This is a genomic window from Actinoallomurus sp. NPDC052308, assembly GCF_040679195.1.
GTDB classification, from domain to species: Bacteria; Actinomycetota; Actinomycetes; order Streptosporangiales; family Streptosporangiaceae; genus Actinoallomurus; species Actinoallomurus liliacearum.
In genome coordinates this window covers 70,940-89,662 of record NZ_JBFAUM010000006.1, presented here as the reverse complement: position 1 = coordinate 89,662, position 18,723 = coordinate 70,940, and the positions used below count along the sequence as shown (strand labels likewise).

The 18,723-nt window shown below is 70.8% G+C and carries 18 protein-coding genes; 13 read left to right on the top strand and 5 right to left on the bottom strand.

What is annotated here, in order from left to right; all coding sequences use genetic code 11:
• Window positions 1–31 precede the first annotated feature (31 nt).
• Window positions 32–2,161: a hypothetical protein gene (locus AB0L00_RS19225; protein WP_364435641.1), complete on the bottom strand. Its 2,130-nt coding sequence runs from the start codon at window positions 2,159–2,161 to the stop codon at window positions 32–34.
• 121 nt (window positions 2,162–2,282) lie between these two features.
• Between AB0L00_RS19225 and purS the strand changes: the two genes are divergently transcribed.
• From purS to purL, 4 genes are all read left to right on the top strand, one after another.
• A complete protein-coding gene (gene purS / locus AB0L00_RS19220) occupies window positions 2,283–2,525 on the top strand; it encodes a phosphoribosylformylglycinamidine synthase subunit PurS (RefSeq protein ID WP_345367101.1) in 243 nt (80 codons plus the stop codon).
• A 134-nt stretch (window positions 2,526–2,659) separates the two neighbouring features.
• Entirely contained in the window at window positions 2,660–3,103 is a 444-nt protein-coding gene (locus AB0L00_RS19215) for an ATP-binding protein (protein WP_364435638.1), read from the top strand.
• A gap of 54 nt (window positions 3,104–3,157) precedes the next feature.
• Entirely contained in the window at window positions 3,158–3,835 is a 678-nt protein-coding gene (gene purQ / locus AB0L00_RS19210; protein WP_364435635.1) for a phosphoribosylformylglycinamidine synthase subunit PurQ, read from the top strand.
• A gap of 65 nt (window positions 3,836–3,900) precedes the next feature.
• On the top strand, window positions 3,901–6,264 hold the full coding sequence (gene purL / locus AB0L00_RS19205; RefSeq protein ID WP_364435632.1) for a phosphoribosylformylglycinamidine synthase subunit PurL: 2,364 nt from the start codon (window positions 3,901–3,903) through the stop codon (window positions 6,262–6,264).
• 97 nt (window positions 6,265–6,361) lie between these two features.
• Here purL and AB0L00_RS19200 read toward each other — a convergent pair whose 3' ends face one another.
• Complete coding sequence (locus AB0L00_RS19200) at window positions 6,362–7,033, bottom strand: TetR family transcriptional regulator (protein WP_364435630.1); 672 nt, start codon at window positions 7,031–7,033, stop codon at window positions 6,362–6,364.
• Window positions 7,034–7,114: 81 nt separating this feature from the next.
• Between AB0L00_RS19200 and AB0L00_RS19195 the strand changes: the two genes are divergently transcribed.
• Window positions 7,115–8,542: an MFS transporter gene (locus tag AB0L00_RS19195; RefSeq protein ID WP_364435628.1), complete on the top strand. Its 1,428-nt coding sequence runs from the start codon at window positions 7,115–7,117 to the stop codon at window positions 8,540–8,542.
• Window positions 8,543–8,693: 151 nt separating this feature from the next.
• A complete protein-coding gene (locus AB0L00_RS19190; protein WP_364435625.1) occupies window positions 8,694–9,314 on the top strand; it encodes a pentapeptide repeat-containing protein in 621 nt (206 codons plus the stop codon).
• Between the two features lie 34 nt (window positions 9,315–9,348).
• On the opposite strand, the gene AB0L00_RS19185 is transcribed toward AB0L00_RS19190, so the two are convergent.
• The gene (locus AB0L00_RS19185) at window positions 9,349–10,014 is read right to left on the bottom strand and encodes a class I SAM-dependent methyltransferase (RefSeq protein WP_364435622.1); all 666 of its coding nucleotides are present in this window, start codon (window positions 10,012–10,014) and stop codon (window positions 9,349–9,351) included.
• A 122-nt stretch (window positions 10,015–10,136) separates the two neighbouring features.
• On the opposite strand from AB0L00_RS19185, the gene AB0L00_RS19180 reads away from it, so the two are divergent.
• The 4 genes from AB0L00_RS19180 (at window position 10,137) to AB0L00_RS19165 (ending at window position 13,696) form a co-directional block, all read left to right on the top strand.
• The gene (locus AB0L00_RS19180) at window positions 10,137–10,730 is read left to right on the top strand and encodes an RNA polymerase sigma factor (RefSeq protein WP_364435619.1); all 594 of its coding nucleotides are present in this window, start codon (window positions 10,137–10,139) and stop codon (window positions 10,728–10,730) included.
• An 11-nt stretch (window positions 10,731–10,741) separates the two neighbouring features.
• Entirely contained in the window at window positions 10,742–11,734 is a 993-nt protein-coding gene (locus AB0L00_RS19175; protein WP_364435616.1) for a CU044_5270 family protein, read from the top strand.
• 138 nt (window positions 11,735–11,872) lie between these two features.
• On the top strand, window positions 11,873–12,604 hold the full coding sequence (locus AB0L00_RS19170) for a trypsin-like serine protease (protein ID WP_364435614.1): 732 nt from the start codon (window positions 11,873–11,875) through the stop codon (window positions 12,602–12,604).
• 357 nt (window positions 12,605–12,961) lie between these two features.
• Complete coding sequence (locus AB0L00_RS19165; RefSeq protein WP_364435611.1) at window positions 12,962–13,696, top strand: dienelactone hydrolase family protein; 735 nt, start codon at window positions 12,962–12,964, stop codon at window positions 13,694–13,696.
• A gap of 129 nt (window positions 13,697–13,825) precedes the next feature.
• Here the strand turns inward: AB0L00_RS19165 and AB0L00_RS19160 are convergent, their stop codons facing one another.
• Window positions 13,826–14,935, bottom strand: a complete 1,110-nt coding sequence (locus AB0L00_RS19160) for a S8 family peptidase (RefSeq protein ID WP_364435609.1) — start codon at window positions 14,933–14,935, stop codon at window positions 13,826–13,828.
• Window positions 14,936–15,138: 203 nt separating this feature from the next.
• Between AB0L00_RS19160 and AB0L00_RS19155 the strand changes: the two genes are divergently transcribed.
• Entirely contained in the window at window positions 15,139–15,582 is a 444-nt protein-coding gene (locus AB0L00_RS19155; protein ID WP_364435607.1) for a sterol carrier family protein, read from the top strand.
• Between the two features lie 75 nt (window positions 15,583–15,657).
• On the opposite strand, the gene AB0L00_RS19150 is transcribed toward AB0L00_RS19155, so the two are convergent.
• Window positions 15,658–16,011, bottom strand: coding sequence for a DUF4190 domain-containing protein (locus AB0L00_RS19150; protein ID WP_364435604.1), 354 nt, complete (start codon window positions 16,009–16,011; stop codon window positions 15,658–15,660).
• 149 nt (window positions 16,012–16,160) lie between these two features.
• Here AB0L00_RS19150 and purF point away from each other — a divergent pair, with 149 nt between their 5' ends.
• Together purF and purM are read left to right on the top strand one after the other, a co-directional pair.
• The gene (purF, locus tag AB0L00_RS19145; RefSeq protein ID WP_364435601.1) at window positions 16,161–17,597 is read left to right on the top strand and encodes an amidophosphoribosyltransferase; all 1,437 of its coding nucleotides are present in this window, start codon (window positions 16,161–16,163) and stop codon (window positions 17,595–17,597) included.
• A complete protein-coding gene (gene purM, locus AB0L00_RS19140) occupies window positions 17,594–18,640 on the top strand; it encodes a phosphoribosylformylglycinamidine cyclo-ligase (RefSeq protein WP_364435598.1) in 1,047 nt (348 codons plus the stop codon). Before purF ends, purM begins: the two co-directional genes overlap by 4 nt.
• The last annotated feature ends 83 nt before the right edge of the window (window positions 18,641–18,723 follow it).

Below are 18,723 nucleotides of genomic sequence, written 5' to 3'. Positions count from 1 at the left end.
AGATTATCAAAGAAGTAGGAATTCAGTCCGGCTACTGACGGGAGAGGACCCGGGTGACGCCTGTGGCGATCGTGGTGGCGAGGATCCAGCCCGACGCGACGAGTGCGGCGGCGAGCCACTGCTGCCAGCCGCGCGGCGCGTACGCCGACTCCTGGCCGAAGCCGATGATCGGCAGGAGCAGGTCGAGCGTGTAGAGGACCGGGTTGAACGGAGGGGCCTCGCCGGCCTTGAGCGGTGGCGGGTGGTGGGCGCCGAACGCCGCGGCGCCGATGAGCAGCAGCCCGGCCAGCCAGAGCACCGCACGCTGCGGCCGGTAGCCGTAGCCGACCGTCCAGTCCTGCACCACGCCCCAGAGGGCGAGCCAGCGCGGCAGGGTCCGCCGACGGCGGCGTTGCCGGGCGAGCTGGACCGTACGGGCGTCGGCGTCCTGCCCGAGCCGCCGGTAGACGGCCGCGAGCTGCTCGTACGGCTGCGGCTGGTACCCGGCCGCGCCGTCGAGCCAGGCTACCCGGTCGGTCGCGGACAGCGGCGTGTCGAACGAGTCGTAGGAGAGCCCCGTGAGCAGCGTCTCGGCGGGCCAGGCCGCCGGGTGGTCACGGACCACACCGATCGTCGCGTGCTGGAGGTCGAGGGGGCCCGTGATGCGCGTGCCCTCGGTGAGCCGCAGGGTGTCGGCCCGAGCGCCGTGCAGTGTGACGGAGGCGTCGATCTTCGCGTCCGTGAAGCACACCTGGCCGCCGATCCGGGCGCTGGAGAAGGAAACCCGGCCGTCGGCGGTGAACCCGTCGCAGCAGTCGACCACGCGGCCGACGTCGATCCCCGAGGCGGTCAGCGCGCGCCCGCCCGGATTGGACAGCGTCGCCCCGTTGAACTCGACGCTCGCGCCGACGCGGGCGTCCAGGAGCCAGATCCCGCCTTCGGCCGTCAGTCCGCCTTTGCCCGAGATCGTCCCGCCCACCTCGATCCGGTTCGCGGACAGCGCCGGACCGCCCGGATTGGACAGCCGGGCACCGTCCAGGGCGAGTGAGTCCTGCACCGTGGCGGCCTCGAGCGACACCTCGCCGACGGCGGTGAAGCCGTCGCAGCAGTTCATGGCACCGCCGACGGAGATTCCACCGGCCTTGAGCGCCACGGTCCCCGGCGCGGTGATCCGGGCGCCGGACAGGTCGACGCCCGCCCCGACACGCGTGTCGACCAGGTGGACTGCGCCGTCGGCGGCGAAGCCGTACCTGCCGAAGATGCCGCCGGTGACCTCCACCCGGGAGGCGCGCAGCGCCGTTCCACCCGGATTCGACAGGTTGGCCCCGTCGAGAACGATCGACCCGGTGATGTGCGCGGCGTTGAGGTAAACCTGTCCGCTCGCCCGGATCGAGGCCCGCAGGCTGCTGCCGACGGTGAGGAGATGACCGCGCAGCGCGATGCCCGAGGGATTGACCAGCTCCGCGCCGCTCATCTCCAGGGTGCCGCCGATCACCGCCGACCGCAGGCTGACCATCCCCTCGGCGCGCAGACCGTTGCCGAGGGCGACCGCACCCTCGACCCGGGCCCGGTCCAGGTCCAGCGCCACACCGCCCGGGCAGGACAGCCGGGCGCGGTCGAGGATGATCGCGCCCTGCACCCGTACTCCCCGCAGGCGAGCCGATCCGGAGACGGTCAGGCCGGCGGCGATCAGGTCGCGGGCGACGGTCAGGCCGTCGGCCTGCAGAGCGCGTTCACCGTCGACCCGCGCCGAGCTTAGGGACAGCGCGCCGTCGACCTGCGTCCCGACGAGAAGGACGGGGCCATCGAACCGGCAGCCCTTCAGCCAGAGCAGGCCGTCGATCCGGGCGTCGGAGGCATGCAGGCCCGGCAGCCGGGAGCCGGACAGGTTCATCTGCCGGAGCCGGGCGCCGTACAGGCTCGGCGTCTCCGCGAAATCGCAGTCGCGCAGCAGTGCGGCGTACGGCACGTCGGCGAACGACAGGTCGAGCAGCCCGGTGATCTTCGCACCGGTGAGACGGACCGCGGGCACCCGCCCCGGCTCGGGCGGCCGTGCGCCCGAGAGCAGCGCCGCGATGACCTCGGCGCGCACCTCGCCCCGGCCGCCGAGGTCAACGGTCCGCGCGGCGGGGAACGCCTCCCACAGTGCCGACTCCGACTCGGTCAGTTCCTCGGCGCGCATGAAGAATCCTCCGGAGAGCGTGATCGGCTCCTACGATCCCATCGGAGGAGGCTTCGCGTCATCGGGTGGCCGGACGTGCCGTACGCTTCGATGCCGTACCTGCAGATCAGAGGGGGTCACCATGGCGCGTTTCATCGTCGAGGTCATGCTCAAGCCGGAAATTCTCGATTCCCAGGGCCAGGCGGTCGCCCGCGCACTGCCGCGTCTCGGTTTCGAAGGCGTCACCGAGGTCCGGCAAGGGAAGCGGTTCGAGATCGAACTGGAAGGACCGGCCGACGAAGCGGCCACGGAACGTGTTCGGAAGATGGCCGAGACGTTGCTGGCCAACCCGGTCATCGAGACGTTCGAACTCCGCGCCGAATAGTCGCCTAAAGTTAGCTCGGTAACGCGATTACGCCAGTTTCCACCGGGGAAGCCTTAGCTTCGTTGAAAGAATCACGGAGACGGGGTCGACCCCCAGGTCAGGGGTCAAAGGATGACACGAGGTGACCGGTGGATATGAAGTTCTCACTCGACTTGCCGCGTGAGACTCTCAGCATCCCGGTGATCCGCCGGGTCCTGGGCGATACGCTGCGCGGGTTGGGGGTTTCGGAAGCCTGTATTGCCGACCTTCTCGTGGCCGCATCCGAAGCCTGCACGAATGTCGTGCAGCACGTTGATTCGGCGAGTCACTATGAGGTGATCGCCAGTATCGCCGGGGATCACTGCGTCCTTAAGGTCGCCGACACGGGGCACGGCTTCCAGAGCGACGCGGAGAAGAACGCGGGTCTCGATTCGGAGTCCGGACGCGGGATCAAGATCATGCGGGCGCTCGTCGACGACGTCACGTTCGACAGCCGCCCGGACACGGGCACCGTCGTCTACCTCCAGAAGCGGCTGAGCTGGCAGGAGGAGTCGCCCATGCGGCTCCTCGAGCCCCAACTTCTGAAAACCGCAGGTTAGAACCCCGGATAAGCTAGGGCACGCCCGAGTCCGTTCCTTCATCGGAGTGTGCCCATGTCAGCCCGTGTGGGCGTGATCACCTTCCCTGGGTCGCTGGACGACCGGGACGCCGCACGAGCGGTCCGCCTCGCGGACGCCGAGCCGGTGTCCCTGTGGCATGCCGAGGGCGATCTGCTCGGCGTGGACGCCGTCATCCTGCCCGGCGGATTCTCCTACGGCGACTACCTTCGCGCCGGGGCCATCGCGCGGTTCGCGCCCCTCATGGAGAAGCTGGTCGCCGCCGCGCGCGACGGCCTTCCCGTGCTGGGCATCTGCAACGGCTTCCAGGTGCTGTGCGAGTCGCACCTGCTGCCGGGCGCGCTGACCCAGAACGTCGGCCTCCACTTCGTGTGCCGCGCCCAGCGGCTGCGCATCGAGAACACCGACACCGCCTGGACCACCGACTACGAGGAGGGCCAGGAGGTCGTCATCCCGGTCAAGAACATGGACGGCTGCTACGTCGCCGACCAGGCGACCATCGACGAGCTGGAGTCCAGCGGCCGGGTCGTGGCCCGCTACCTCGACGTCAACCCCAACGGTTCGCTGAACGACATCGCCGGCATCTGCAACGAGGCGGGCAACGTCGTCGGCCTCATGCCGCACCCGGAGCACGCGGTCGAGGCTTTGACCGGTACGTCCACCGAGGGCCTGGGCTTCTTCACCTCGGTCGTCAAGAAACTGGTTCATTCATGAGCGAGCGAAGCGAGCGAAGCATTGAGCACAGCGCTTCTGGTCACTCCTCCGACGAAGGGGGCCTCATGAGCGAGCAGGTGCCGGAGAGTCCGGTGAACGAGCAGGGTGACGAGCGGTCCGAGGAGCAGGTGGCGCCGGCCGTGGCGGGCTCCGCCGAGGCGGCCACCGAGCCGACGGCCGTGCGGCCGGTCGAGGTGGACACCGTCGACCGCGCCGCGGGGACGCCCGAGCTCCCGCTGCCGTACGCCGAGCTCGGCATGAAGGACGACGAGTACGCCCGCGTGCGGGAGATCCTGGGCCGGCGGCCGACCTCCGCCGAGCTGGCGATCTACTCCGTCATGTGGAGCGAGCACTGCTCGTACAAGAGCTCCCGCGTCCACCTGCGGCAGTTCGCCGACAAGGCCCCGAAGACCGACGCTCTGCTCGTCGGCATGGGGGAGAACGCCGGGGTCGTCGACGTCGGCAACGGCTGGGCCGTCACCTTCAAGATCGAGTCGCACAACCACCCGTCGTACGTCGAGCCGTACCAGGGCGCGGCCACCGGCGTCGGCGGCATCGTCCGCGACATCCTGTCCATGGGCGCCCGCCCGGTCGCCGTGATGGACTCCCTGCGGTTCGGGCCGCCGGACGCGCCGGACACGCGCCGGGTGCTCGACGGCGTCGTACGCGGCGTCGGCGGCTACGGCAACTGCCTCGGTCTGCCCAACATCGGCGGCGAGGTCGTCTTCGACGCCTGCTATTCCGCGAACCCGCTGGTCAACGCCTTGTGCGTCGGCGTGCTCAAGCCCGAGGACATCAAGCGGGCGATCGCGCCGGGGCCGGGCAACAAGGTCATCCTGTTCGGCGCGCGCACCGGGCCGGACGGCATCGGCGGCGCGTCCGTGCTGGCCAGCGCCACCTTCGACGAGGAGTCGCAGCAGAAGCGCCCGTCGGTGCAGGTCGGCGACCCCTTCATGGAGAAGCTCCTCACCGAGTGCTGCATGGAGATCTTCGCCGAGGACCTCGTCGTCGGCATCCAGGACCTCGGCGCGGCCGGCGTCTCCTGCGCCACGACCGAGCTGTCCGCGGCCGGCACCGGCGGCATGGACGTCGACCTGAACAAGGTCCCGCTGCGCGACCCGACGCTGCGCCCCGAAGAGATCCTGATGAGCGAGTCTCAGGAGCGCATGATGGCCGTGGTCGAGCCGGCCAAGGTCGAGCGCTTCCTCGAGGTCTGCGCCAAGTGGGACGTCCCGGCCACGGTGATCGGTGAGGTCACCGACACCGGACGGCTGCGCATGACCTGGCACGGCGCGACGATCGTCGACATCCCGCCGGGCACCGCCGCCGACGAGGGCCCGGTGTACGAGCGGCCGTACGAGCCGCCGGCGGACCTGGGGCAGTTGCAGGCCGACGGCCCCGGCCGCCTGCCGCGCCCCGCGACCGCGGACGACCTGCGCAACACCGTCCTGTGGCTGGTGGGCTCGCCCAACCTGGCCGACAAGACGTTCGTGACCTCGCAGTACGACCGGTTCGTGCTCGGCAACACGGTGCTGGCCACGCCGGAGGACGCCGGCGTGATCCGCATCGGCGACGGGCCGCAGGGCATCGCGCTGGCCACCGACGGCAACGGCCGGTACGCCCGGCTCGACCCGTACGCCGGCGCGCAGCTCGCGCTGTCCGAGGCGTACCGCAACGTCGCCACGACGGGCGCGCGGCCGCTCGCGGTGACGAACTGCCTCAACTTCGGCTCCCCGGAGGACCCGGAGGTCATGTGGCAGTTCGCGCGCGCCGTCGAGGGGCTCGCGGACGCCTGCCAGGCACTGGGCGTCCCGGTGACCGGCGGCAACGTGAGCTTCTACAACCAGACGGGCAGCACGCCGATCAACCCGACTCCGGTGATCGGCGTCCTCGGGGTCCACGACGACGTCAACCGGCGGGTGCCGATGTCGTTCAACGTCGAGGGCACCACGCTGCTGCTGCTCGGCGAGACCCGGCCGGAGTTCGGCGGCTCGGAGTGGGCGCACGTCGTGTTCCAGCACCTCGGCGGCCTGCCGCCGCGCGTCGACCTGGCCGCCGAGGCGGCGCTGGCGTCGGTGCTCGTGGCCGGGGCGCACGAAGGCGTGCTGAACGCCGCGCACGACCTGTCCGACGGCGGCCTGTCGCAGTCGCTGGTCGAGTCGTGCCTGCGCGGCGGGCTCGGCTGCGTGATCAACCTGCCGGACGACCCGTTCACCGAGCTGTTCAGCGAGTCGGTGGCCCGTGCCGTCGTGGCCGTCTACCCGGAGCACGAGGAGCGGGTGACGGCGCTGGCCGAGGCGGCCGGGGTCCCGATCCGCCGCCTGGGCACGGTCGGCGGCGACGCGTTCGAGGTCGAGGGCGTGTTCTCCATTCCGCTGAGCGAGCTGCGCGAGGTGCACCAGGGCGCCCTGCCCGCCCTGTTCGGCTGAGCGATCCGCCGCGCCGGGTGGTCCCCACCCGGCGCGGCGAGGACCTCGTGGCGGCGCCCTACGATCGCCGCGCTCGGGGCCGTATCCGGGCCGGTCGTCAGCCGTTCGGGGCCAGGGCCCGCACGCCGGCGACGAACAGCTCGACGCCGAGGGCGACCTCGGCGTCGGACTGGTCGATGGCGGCGAGCGCCGGGGCGGCCTCGATGACGTGCCGGTACCGGTCGGAGGACAGCGTCTCGAACATGACGCGTTTGCGCCGGCGGGCCTCCGCCACCTCCTCGGCGGTCATCTGCGGCTGCATCTTCGGATCACGGACGGCCAGCATCGTCGCCGTGCGCAGGCCGTACTTGCTGATGGCGGCCGCCTGGCCGGGGGTGAACCCGCCCTCGGCGAGGAGCACGAGGGCGGTCTCCATCGAGTCGTAGCAGTACGGGGCCGCCTCGAGGTCCGCGGTCATCATGAGCTGGGCCGCGCTCGGGTGCGCGCGGAGCACGGCCACGACCGACGTCATCAGCACGTGCAACCGGGCGTGCCACGGCGTGGCCGGATCGACGTCCGTGTCGACCAGTGACCACAACCGGTTGACCAGCGCGCCCTGCAGCTCCTCTTTGTTCTTGAAGTGCCAGTACAGCGCCATCGGCGTGACGCCGAGCCGCTGGGCGAGCCGCCGGATCGTCAGCCGGTCCAGGCCCTCCTCGTCGACGAGCGCGAGCGCGCCGTCCACCACCGTCTCCCGGCTGAGCCGGGCCCGCTCCTCTGTCGTGGCCACTTGACAACTATACGCCGTACAAGTTTCCCTATACGACGTACATGTACGGTGTACAAGAACGTCGTTTAGGAGCGGGGACCGATGGAATCTCGTCGACGCTGGTGGACCCTGACCGGGGTGGCGCTGGCGACCTTCATGACCTATCTGGACAACAACGTCGTCAACGTGGCGCTGCCGTCGATCCAGCGCGACCTGCATCTGACGCTGTCCGGACTGGAGTGGATCGTCAGCAGCTACATCCTGGTCTTCTCCGGCCTGATGCTTGTCGGCGGCAGGCTCGGCGACGTGTACGGCCGTCGCCGGCTGTTCCTGGCCGGGCTGACGGTCTTCACCGGCGCGTCGCTGCTGGCCGGGATCGCGAACGACGAGACGATGCTGATCACGGCCCGTGTCCTGCAGGGCATCGGGGCGGCGCTGTCGGCGCCGTCGACCATCGCGATCATCTCCTCGACGTTCCCCGACCCACGGGAGCGGAGCAGGGCGGTCGGCGTGTGGAGCGCCGTGGGCGCGCTCGCCTTGGCGCTCGGCCCGCTCACCGGCGGCTTCATCAGCGACCGCTGGCACTGGGGCTGGATCTTCCTCATCAACGTGCCGGTGGGCGTGGTGACGATCGCCATCATCGCGGTGTCGATGCGCGAGACCGCCGAGGCCGCACGCCGCCGCCTGGACCTCCCGGGCCTGCTGACCTCCGCGGTGGCCCTGTTCTCCGTCACGTACGCGCTGATCGAGGGATCGGAGCGGGGCTGGACGTCCGCGCTGATCCTGGGGGCCTTCACCCTCGCCGCGGTCGCCATGGCGGCGTTCGTCGTGATCGAGACCCGCGCCGACGACCCGATGGTGGACCTGTCGATGTTCCGGAACCGGGTGTTCAGCGGCGGTGTCGGCGCGATGGTCCTGTGGGGCTTCGGCGTCATGGGCGTCTACCTGTTCACGGCCATGTTCCTGCAGAACATCCTGGGCTTCTCCCCGACCGAGGCGGGCGCGTCCATCGTCCCCATGGCGCTGACGATGATCGTCATCACGCCGTTCGCCGGGCCCGTCGCGCGCCGCCTGGGCACGCACCGCACCGTGGCCGGAGGCCTCTTCCTCAACGTCGCGGGGCTGGTCCTGGTGTCGTTCGTGGGCGAGGGCGCCCACTTCATGGACCTCATGCCCGCCTTCGTGCTCTTCGGGGTCGGCTCCGGCTTCACGATGATGCCGCTCACCGACGCGGTGATCGGCGTACTGCCGCCCGCCCGGGCCGGCGCCGCCTCCGGCGTCCTCAACGCCACCCGCGAGGTGTCCGGCCTGCTCGGCGTCACGATCATCGGTGCGATCCTGACCTCCCGCCAGTCCGCGGTCCTGCGCGGCGGCTCCACCCCGACCCACGCGTTCCTGGCGGGCTACCAGCTCGCCCTCCTGGTCGGCGCCGCGATCGTCTTCATCGGCGTCCCGCTCAGCCTGTACGCCCTGCGCGCCCGACGGGTGACCCCCGCGGAGACGGAACCGGCCCTGGAACCGGTCGCCTGACGAGGCCCTGATGACGAGGGGCCAAAGGCCCCGATGATCCCTGGCGTTCACTGCCTCAAGAGGGCAGTGAACGCCAGGGATCTTCGGTCGTTCGGCCTGTCGGTGAGCTCGGGTAACGTCGCGCGCACGGGCAGCCGAGGAAGGGAGCACGATGGCCGACCGCAAGCACGGGCGACCCGCGCCGCCCACCGAGAGCACCATCAGCTCCGAGGACTGGGACGGCCGGGACCTGTCCGGACAGGAGCACACCCGGGTCGAGTTCGTCGACGTGGACCTGACCGAGACGTCGGGGCGGGGGACGGTGTTCACCGAGTGCCTGTTCCGGGGCGTCCGGTTCAACGCCTCCTCGTACACGGACTCGGCCTTCGTGAACTGCACGTTCGTCCGGTGCTCGTTCTTCGACACCACCTTCACCGGATGCAAGCTGGTCGGCGGCCTGTTCGACGGCTGCACCTATGGCCTGGTGAAGGTGGAGGGCGGGGACTGGTCCTTCACCGGTCTGCCGGGCGCCGACCTGCGCGGGTCCTCGTTCCGCCGGGTACGGATGCGGGAGGCCGACCTCACGGGCGCGCGGATGCAGAAGGCGTCGTTCCGCGAGGTCGACTTCTCCGGCGCGTCGCTGCACAAGGCGGACCTGTCGGAATGCGATCTACGCGGCAGCGACCTGTCGTCACTGGACCCGCACACCGCCGTCCTGGCCCGCGCGGTGATCGACCCCTACCAGGCGATCGTGCTCGCCCAGGCGCTCGGCCTCGAGGTGAAGGAGGGCTGACCCCGCCCCAGGGGGATCCTCAGCCGTCCAGACCTCAGCCGACCTCGCCCCGTCGGCCTCCCGCTCCCCAGAAGAACGGTCCCGAGGCCGGATGGACCTCGACGCGCCAGCCGAGATCTTCCAGTCGCCGTTCGAGGTCGGCGGGCCGGTGCGGGACCTTGACGATCCGGTACGCGGTTCCGTCGTCGAGCCGGCGTCGGATGGTCGTGGACCGCTCGCCTTCGATGAGTTCTTCGGCGGTTCGGTAAGCGTCGTCGACGAAGAACACCCGCCCACCCGGTTTCAGGCAGTCGGCCACCAGCGACCAGAACGACGCGAAGCGCTCGTGCGGGACATGGGACAGCCAGAACCCGAAGAAGACGACGTCGTAACGACGGTCCGGCCGCCAGCGGAACAGATCGGCTGATAGGAACCGCACCCGCCCGGCGCCCACCCGCGCCGAGGCGAGGGCGAGCATCTCCGGCGACGCGTCGACCGCGGTGACGTCCGCGGCGTGACGGAGCAGTTGAGCGGTCCAGATGCCGGGGCCGCAGGCGAGTTCGAGCACGCTGCCGGCCGGGCGGAACGCGTCCAGCGCCTCGGAGAGCTCAGGGCCGAGGAACGGCAGAACACCGCTCTCGTACTCCGGGGCGCGGGCCCGGTAGTAGGCGACCTGTTCGTCGAGCACGTTCTGCGAGTCGTGATCACGGGTCGGCGTCATTCCTCGACCATCACTGAACGACCATCGAGTCGCAAGCGTGAACCCGGGCCGGACCATCGGCCAAGGAGAGGGTGACCATACCCCACGCCCGCAGATCGGGCCTGACGAATGGACACCCCTCCATGGCAGCACCGCCACAATCGGCTGCCGCGTCATCGACACAGGACGATGACGCGAGCCTTATCGAACGGTCGAGAAGCGATCCCGAGCTCTTCTCGACGATCTTCGACCGGCACGCAGGCCGGCTGCGTGGATACGTGGCGCGTCGTCTCGGCCCGGACGCCGCCGACGACGTCGTCGCCGACACGTTCCTCATCGCCTTCCGCCGCCGGAGCGGCTATGACCTGTCCCGGACGGACGCGGCCCCGTGGCTGTACGGCATCGCGACCAACCTGATCGGCGAGCGCCGGCGCGCCGAGGTGCGGATGTACCGCGCGTACGCCCGTTCCGGGACCGACCCGGTCGCCGCCGAGGGGCACGCCCAGCGGGTGGCCGAGGTCGTCTCCGCTCAGGCGGAGGGCTCGCGCCTGGCCGCGGCGCTCGCGTCGCTGAAGAAACGCGACCGCGACACGCTCCTTCTCCACACCTGGGGCGACCTGTCGTACGAGGAGGTCGCCCGCGCACTCGACGTGCCGGTCGGCACGGTGCGCTCACGTCTCAACCGAGCGCGGCGGAAGCTCCGCGCGTCTCTCGGCTCCCCGACCTCCGACCGGTAAGGACCTGAACCATGAACGAACTGAACGCCCTGCACCGGATGCGGGCATCCCTGGCCGAGCCGGAGCCGGTGCGCCTCGCCGCGGTCCGGGCGCGGGTGACCGCGAGCTTCGACGAGCGGGCCTCCCGCGTCCGGCTGCCTCGTATGGGCGTACGGCTGGCGGCCGTCGGTGCCATGGCCGTCACCCTCGCCGCGGGTGTGACCGTCGCCCAGAACCTCGGTGGCGTGGACCAGAACGGCCACCGCCGCACCGGAATCCCCGGCCTTCCCGCCGGACCCGTCGCCTCCGCCGCCGAGCTGGTGCACCGCGCCACGCTGAAGGCCGCGGCCGAACCGGCACCCCAGCCGCGACCGGACCAGTGGACCTACGTCAAGGAGACGTACGCGACCTCCTCCGCTGGTACGGCCGGAGCGCTGTCGGGGTCGCCCGACCGCCGCGTCACCGTCGAGCGCTGGCTCCGGGTCGACGGCACCCGGCGGGCGACCCAGGTCGACGGCGGGCGGCTCGACTCCGCCACGACGACGCCGATGGACCGCTCGGCCGTGCCCCGCTCCGACTACGCCTACCTCCGATCGCTGCCCACCGACCCGAAGGCCCTGCTCGCGCTCGTCTACCGGCAGTCCGCGCAGTTCCCGCTCGGGCGCGACGCCGCGGCGTTCACGATGATCGAGGACCTGATGAGGAGAAGCGTCCTGCCGCCCCGGCTGCGCGCGGCGCTGTACGGCGCGCTCGCCGCGATCCCCGGCGTGCGGTTCGCCAAGGACGTGACCGACACCGCCGGCCGCCATGGCGTTGCCCTGTACCGGATCGACGAGGGCTACCTGCGCACCGACGTCATCGTCGACCCGACCACGTACGCCTACCTCGGCTACCGGTCCATCACCGTCAAGGCGCACACGTCGACCGACGAGCGCGGCACCACGCGGGTCGCGAAGGGCCAGATCCTCGGCTGGTCCGCCCAACTCGCCACCGCCATCGTCGACCAGCCGGGCGCCCACCGATGAGAAGGACCTCGACCACCGTGGCCGAGGGTGTCGGTACCGGCCGGTGGACGGCGAACTACGCGTATCGGAAACTTTCTGGTCTGACGGCGTATCTACCCCATCAGTAAGGCCATGCCCCGAGAAAAGGAGCCGTTCCGGATGGTGCGCCGCGTTCGTGTGCTGTTGGTGTCCGCGTTGTTGCTGGTGACGGGCTCGGTGATGGTGGCCGGGCCGGCCTCCGCCGTCATCGGCGGGTCGAAGAGCACTTACGGCCCATGGGCGGTGCGCATGCTCGTCGACGGCCAACCGGTGTGCACCGGGACGGCGGTCACGACACAGTGGGTCATCAGCGCCTCGCACTGCTTCTTCGAGCAGGGGCAGGCGGTCGCGGACAAGCGGATCTCGTTCCGAGTCGGCAACCTCGACATGCGTAAGGGCACCACCGTCCGCCCCGTGGGCAAGCGGGCGGGGAACGCGCGCGCCGACATGATGCTCATCAAGATCTCGCCGATGAAGATCCACCCGGTGCGTCTGGCCACGGCCCATGTCCACCCCGGTGAGATCGTGCGGCAGTACGGGTGGGGCGCCACCTGCACCACCGATGAGAACACCTGCCAGTCGCCCGTGCTCAAGCAGTCGACGCTGCGGGTCGTACGGTCGGACGCCCGCCGCTGCGAGGGCTACGCCGTACCGGGCGGCACGGACTTCTGCCTGGAGAAGGTGTCCGGGATTCCCGCCGGCGGCGACTCCGGGGCCCCGGTGATGAGCATCGGCGCCCACGGCGAGGAGACCCTGCTCGGCGTCTTCTACGGCTCCGACCGGGAGAAGATGGCCGGGGCCGGGGAGATCGCCCAGCAACTCGCCTGGATCCACAAGGTCACCAAGCGATAGGGCAGAGCGCGACCCCCGAGGCCGATCCCCGCGCGGGGATCGGCCTCAGCGCGAGAAGGCGTCCTGCCGCCGGAGCTGCGCGCGGCGCTGTCCGGCGCGCTCGCCGCGATCCCCGACTCGCCACCGCCACCGTCGACCAGCCGGGCACCCTCGTCGCATTCCGGTGGGCTATGGTGTGCGGCGATGATTACCGGGACGGCATTGCGCCACACACGGATCGGTGACCCGGTGCTTCTCTGAGCGCCGAACGGGCCGGTGCGGGCCCGCTGTTCAATCGAGGACCCTCCGCTGCCGCGCGGGCTCCGCCTCCGTCGTGTTGATCACAGGCTCGACACACCGACCACGACAGGAGAAGCCATGCCCACCAAGACTCTGCAGATCCCCACCCCGGACGGTCAGGCCGACGCCTTCGCCGCCTTCCCCGACCACGGCGAGCGGCACCCAGGGGTGCTGATGTACGCGGACGGCTTCGGTCTCCGGCCCGTACTGCGGGAGATGGCCCGCGAACTGGCCGGGCACGGGTACTACGTGCTCGTCCCCAACTTCTTCTACCGGCACGGCCCGGCACCAGTGGTCGAGCTTCCCGAGTACATCGGAGAAGAGGCCCGGCCCGCGGTCTTCGCCCAGGTGATGCCCTTGATCGAGGCACACACCACCGAACGCGTCCTGAGCGACGCCGACGCCTACCTCAGATTCCTCACCACCCGGCCCGAGGTCGGCGCCGGACCGGTCGCGGTGACCGGCTACTGCATAGGCGGCCTCCTGGCGGTGCGCACCGCCGCGGCCCACCCCAGCCAGGTGGCCGCCGTCGCCGGATTCCACGCCCCCGTGGGTGCCGTGGGGCCCGACAGCCTCTCCAGGCTCACCGCCCAGGTCCACTTCGGCCACGCCGAATCCGACATCACGCCCGAGGCCCTCGGCGAGCTCGACCAGGCCCTGGATGCCGCGGGTGTCGACTACACCTCCGAGATATACCCCGGCACCATCCACGGCTTCACGATGTCCGACACCGACGCCTTCAACCCCTCCGCACTGCAGCACCACTGGGACCGCCTGCTCCCTCTCCTCGACCGCGCCCTGGCCAGGAGTTGAGGCTCCGCCTCGGGTCTGATCGCCGGTGCCTACCGCCTCCCCGCAGGCGGTAGGCACCGGCGATCCGGAGCGCGGCAACGCGAGGAGGCCGCCGTCCCGACGGGACGGCGGCCTCCTCGCTGGGTCACGTCAGAGGGTGCTCTTGTAGAGCAGGCGGTTGTGGGTGTTCGCCTTGTTGTTCTTGATGACGTTGTTGGTGGCGTTCGAGTGGATCCACGACTGGACCGTGCCGAACGTCTTCTGTCCGTAGGTCGACTTGTACAGCGCCGCGACGCCGGCCACGAACGGCGATGCCATGGAGGTGCCGCTCTCGAACGCGGTGCCGCCGGGGACGGTCGACTTGATGCCGTAGCCGGGCGCGTAGATGTCGACGCACTTGCCGTAGTTGCTGAACGAGGCGCGCTTGTCGCTCGACGTGCTGGCCGCGACGGCCTCGACGCTCGCCGCGCTGGACGGGGACGTCTTGCAGGAGTCGCCGTTGTCGTTGCCCGCCGCGACCGCGACGAAGACCCCGGACTTCGACAGCTTGGTGACCGCGTTGTTCAGCGCCGTCGACTTGCTGCCGCTGAGGGACAGGTTGGCCACCGACGTGGCGGCGTGGTGGGCGATCACCCAGTTGATGCCGGCGATCACGTCGGAGGTGTAGCCCTCGCCGTCGCAGTTCAGCACCTGGACGCCATGCAGCTTGACACCCTTGGCGACGCCGTACGTCTTGGAACCGATGATGCCCGCGACGTGGGTGCCGTGGCCGTTGCAGTCGGCCTTGCCGTACACCGTGTCCGCGCGGCCCTGGAACTGGCTCAGGGTCGTGTCGATGCCCGTGTCGATGACGTACGCGTCGACGCCGGCGCCGGTGTGCGTGTACTTGTACGAGTGCGACAGCGGGAGCTTGCGCTGGTCGATCCGGTCCGGTCCCCAGTTCACGGGCGTCTGGGTGGTGGTGGTCCGGTAGATCTGGTCCTGCTCGATGGCGGCGACGTTGGGGTCGCTCTGCACCTTCTTGAGCTGCTCGGGCGACAGCTTGGCCGCGAAGCCGTTGGTGAAGTCGTGCACGTGGCGGAGGCCGGAGACCCGGGACAGGCGGGCTCCGGTGTGCTTCATCGTGACGATGTACTGCCCCGGAACGGCCTGGGAGGAGACGGCGGCGGAGGCCACCGCGACCTGGGCGCTGGGCTTGGTGATGGCGGCGTACGCCGGAACCGCGGCGGCCGCGACCGCGACGGCGGAGGTTGCGATCACGAGTCTTCTGGCTCGGACCCTCAAGGGGGGCTCTCCTTAATCAGGGGGTGCGCCGGGAGGGGCGCCGGCTACGAAAGCCGAAACCGCCACAAGACGGTACTCCTGCGGCATGTGGGGTTAAGTGGCATATGGGGGATTACGACAACTTAGCGGGTCCAGGGGGAGAAGGGGCGTCGTTCGGACCCGGTAGCGTCTGTCCTGCCATGGCCAAACCCACACCGGAGCGGCTGCGCGCCGCACTCGACGACCAGCTCGCCGCCCTCGGCGAGGAGCCCTACGCGGGCCCGGCCGCCCGCCTCGCCGACGCCCTGATCGACGCGGTCGTGACCGCGTACGCCGCCGGTGCCGACCCCGAGCGCGCCGCCGTGCGCCTGGCCGTGAAGCTGCTGCTCGACCGGCTCGCCGGGGAGGCGCCGGGCAAGTCGGTCGAGGTGCGTGTGCCGCCGTACGCCGCAGTGCAGTGCGTGGCGGGTCCCCGCCACACCCGGGGCACGCCCCCGAACGTCATCGAGACCGACCCGAAGACCTGGGTCCTGCTCGCCACCGGCCGGCTCGCCTGGGCGGACGCCGCCGACCGGATCTCGGCGAGCGGCGCACGGGCCGACCTGTCGCCGTACCTGCCGGTCGACCCGCACGAACTCCGGTAGGGCGAAAATCAGCCCTGGTCGAGCGGTTCCAGTCGTTCGGCCATCACGGCGAACAGCGCCCGGGTTCGTGCCTCGTCAGGGGGCCGGGCTGGATTTCAGGAAGGGGACCCGCTCTTGGAGGCACCGGTCGCGGTCCGCCTTCGTGGGGTAGCGGGTCCGGTCCGCGCACGGTTCGATGCGGCCGTAGAACCACACGGCGAAGCCGATCGCGATGAGGAGCGTCAGCGCGGACAGGACGACGCCCGCCACGGCCATGCCGCGGCCGTTCCGCCGGACCACCGCGACGATGCCGATGAGGAGGCCGACGAGGGCCAGGATCACGCCGACCCCGCAGAGCGCGAGCGTCAGGAGCCCCGCGATCCCGAGGACCAGCGCGGCGATGCCCAGGCCCCTGCGCTGCGGCGGCGTCTCACGGATCGGCGGATACAAAGCGTCATCACCTCGACACCAATAGTGCTCGATCATCGGGTGGCCGGGCGGCGCGGCACGCCGATCGACGGGCGCGGCGGGTGCGGGCAGGTGGGTGCGCTCGACCGGCGCGGGCGTGAGCTTGGCGAATACCGCATTAGACTGGGCGTGTGCCGCATGGAGACGGACGTCTGAGTCACGACCTCGACCCCCGTGATCGAAGCCCCCAGGACGCCTGCGGGGTCTTCGGCGTGTGGGCACCCGAGGAAGAGGTCAGCAAGCTCGCCTATTTCGGGTTGTACGCCCTGCAGCACCGCGGCCAGGAGTCGGCCGGCATCGCGGTCAGCGACGGCTCCCGGATCGTTGTGTTCAAGGACATGGGCCTGGTGTCCCAGGTCTTCGAGGAGTCCGTGCTGAACACCCTGCGCGGGCACATCGCGGTCGGTCACTGCCGCTACTCGACGACCGGGTCCAGCGTCTGGGAGAACGCCCAGCCGACGTTCCGGTCGACCGAGACCGGCAGCATGGCGCTGGGCCACAACGGCAACCTGATCAACACGCCGGAGCTGGCCGCGCGCGTGCCGGCGGGCGAGCTGACCGCCACGACCGACACCGAGGTGCTCACCGCCCTGCTGGCCGACGGGGAGGGCAGCGTCGAGGAGACCGCGCTGAAGGTGCTGCCGCTCGCCCGCGGCGCCTACTCCCTGGTCTTCATGAACGAGCGCACGCTGTACGCCGCGCGCGATCCGCAGGGCATCCGCCCGCTGGTGCTCGGCCGCCTCGAGCACGGCTGGGTGGTCGCCAGCGAGACCGCCGCCCTGGACATCGTCGGCGCGACGTTCGTCCGCGAGGTCGAGCCGGGTGAGCTGATCACCATCGACGAGGCGGGCGTGCGGTCCACGCGGTTCGCCGTCGCCGAGCCGAAGGGCTGCCTGTTCGAGTACGTCTACGTGGCCCGGCCCGACACCTCGATCGCCGGCCGCAGCATCCAGGCCACCCGCGTCGACGTCGGCCGCCGGCTGGCCCGCGAGCACCCGGTCGAGGCCGACATGGTGATCCCGACGCCGGAGTCCGGCACGCCGGCCGCGATCGGGTACGCCGAGGAGTCCGGCATCCCGTACGGCCAGGGCTTCGTCAAGAACTCCTACGTCGGCCGCACGTTCATCCAGCCGTCGCAGACGATCCGCCAGCTCGGCATCCGGCTCAAGCTGAACCCGCTGCGCGAGGCGATCGCGGGCAAGCGCCTGGTCGTCGTCGACGACTCGATCGTGCGCGGCAACACCCAGCGGGCGATCGTGAAGATGCTCCGGGAGGCCGGGGCCAAGGAGGTGCACGTGCGCATCTCCAGCCCGCCGGTCGCCTGGCCGTGCTTCTACGGCATCGACTTCGCGACCCGCGCCGAGCTGATCGCCGGGAACCTCTCGGTCGAGGAGATCCGGCAGTCGCTCGGTGCCGACACGCTCGGCTACATCTCCCTCGACGAGCTGATCGCCGCGACGCAGCAGGACAAGAACAGGCTCTGCCGGGCCTGCTTCGACGGCGTCTACCCGATCGACGTCGCCGACGACGCCCGCGGCAAGCACCTGCTCGAAGAGGCCCGCCGGTGACCGACGACTCCGCAGCCGGCACGTCCTACGCCGCGGCCGGGGTCGACATCGCGGCCGGCGAGCGCGCGGTCGAGCTGATGAAGTCCCGCGTCGCCGCGTCCCACCGGCCGGAGGTCGTCGAGGACGTCAGCGGCTTCGCGGGCCTGTTCGACGTCTCGGCGCTAAAACGCTTCGAGCGGCCGCTGCTGGCCACCTCCACCGACGGCGTCGGCACCAAGGTCGACCTGGCCCGGCGTCTCGGGGTGTACGACACGATCGGGCACGACCTGGTCGGCATGGTCATCGACGACCTGGTCGTGTGCGGGGCCGAGCCGCTGTTCATGACCGACTACATCGCCTGCGGGCGGGTCGTCCCCGAGCGGATCGCCGCGATCGTCGGCGGTATCGCGGAGGCCTGCGCGCTGGCGGGCTGCGCCCTGGTGGGCGGCGAGACCGCCGAGCACCCGGGGCTGCTCGGGCCCGACGAGTTCGACGTGGCGGGGGCGGGCACCGGCGCGGTCGAGGCCGCCAAGGTCCTCGGGCCGCACCGAGTACGACCCGGGGACGTGGTGCTGGGCCTGGCCTCGTCCGGAATCCACTCCAACGGCTACTCCCTGGTCCGGCACATCCTGCGCGAGAGCGACCTGTCGCTGGAGTCGACGCCGCCGGAGCTGAGCCGGACGGTCGGCGAGGAGCTGCTCACCCCGACCCGGATCTACGCCAAGGACTGCCTGGCCCTGATCGACGCCGCCGAGGTGCACGCGTTCGCGCACATCACCGGCGGCGGGCTCGCGGCCAACCTCGCCCGGTCGCTGCCGGCCGGCTGCGACGCGGTCCTGCGGCGCTCCTCCTGGGAGCCGCTGCCGATCTTCGGCCTGCTCGAGGCGTACGGCCGGGTGCCGCGCGCGGAGATGGACAAGACGTTCAACATGGGTGTCGGCATGGCCGCCGTCGTGGCCGCGTCCGACGCCGACGCCGCGCTGCGGACGGCGGCCGAGCGCGGCCTGCCGGCCTGGGTCCTGGGCGAGATCGTCGAGGGAACCGGCCAGGCCCGCCTGGTCTGAGCCGGAGGCACCGGCCAGGGTCGCCTGGCCGGGGAGGGGCGGCCCACCTCCGCTGAGGAAAAACCGGCCCGGGTCGCCCGGGT

Excerpts from the sequence above, each read along its gene's own strand:
- AB0L00_RS19225 (WP_364435641.1), bottom strand. The coding sequence starts at position 2,161 with ATGCGCGCCGAGGAACTGACCGAGTCGGAGTCGGCACTGTGGGAGGCG.
- purS (WP_345367101.1), top strand. The coding sequence starts at position 2,283 with ATGGCGCGTTTCATCGTCGAGGTCATGCTCAAGCCGGAAATTCTCGAT.
- AB0L00_RS19215 (WP_364435638.1), top strand. The coding sequence starts at position 2,660 with ATGAAGTTCTCACTCGACTTGCCGCGTGAGACTCTCAGCATCCCGGTG.
- purQ (WP_364435635.1), top strand. The coding sequence starts at position 3,158 with ATGTCAGCCCGTGTGGGCGTGATCACCTTCCCTGGGTCGCTGGACGAC.
- purL (WP_364435632.1), top strand. The coding sequence starts at position 3,901 with ATGAGCGAGCAGGTGCCGGAGAGTCCGGTGAACGAGCAGGGTGACGAG.
- AB0L00_RS19195 (WP_364435628.1), top strand. The coding sequence starts at position 7,115 with ATGGAATCTCGTCGACGCTGGTGGACCCTGACCGGGGTGGCGCTGGCG.
- AB0L00_RS19190 (WP_364435625.1), top strand. The coding sequence starts at position 8,694 with ATGGCCGACCGCAAGCACGGGCGACCCGCGCCGCCCACCGAGAGCACC.
- AB0L00_RS19185 (WP_364435622.1), bottom strand. The coding sequence starts at position 10,014 with ATGACGCCGACCCGTGATCACGACTCGCAGAACGTGCTCGACGAACAG.
- AB0L00_RS19180 (WP_364435619.1), top strand. The coding sequence starts at position 10,137 with ATGGCAGCACCGCCACAATCGGCTGCCGCGTCATCGACACAGGACGAT.
- AB0L00_RS19175 (WP_364435616.1), top strand. The coding sequence starts at position 10,742 with ATGAACGAACTGAACGCCCTGCACCGGATGCGGGCATCCCTGGCCGAG.
- AB0L00_RS19170 (WP_364435614.1), top strand. The coding sequence starts at position 11,873 with ATGGTGCGCCGCGTTCGTGTGCTGTTGGTGTCCGCGTTGTTGCTGGTG.
- AB0L00_RS19165 (WP_364435611.1), top strand. The coding sequence starts at position 12,962 with ATGCCCACCAAGACTCTGCAGATCCCCACCCCGGACGGTCAGGCCGAC.
- AB0L00_RS19155 (WP_364435607.1), top strand. The coding sequence starts at position 15,139 with ATGGCCAAACCCACACCGGAGCGGCTGCGCGCCGCACTCGACGACCAG.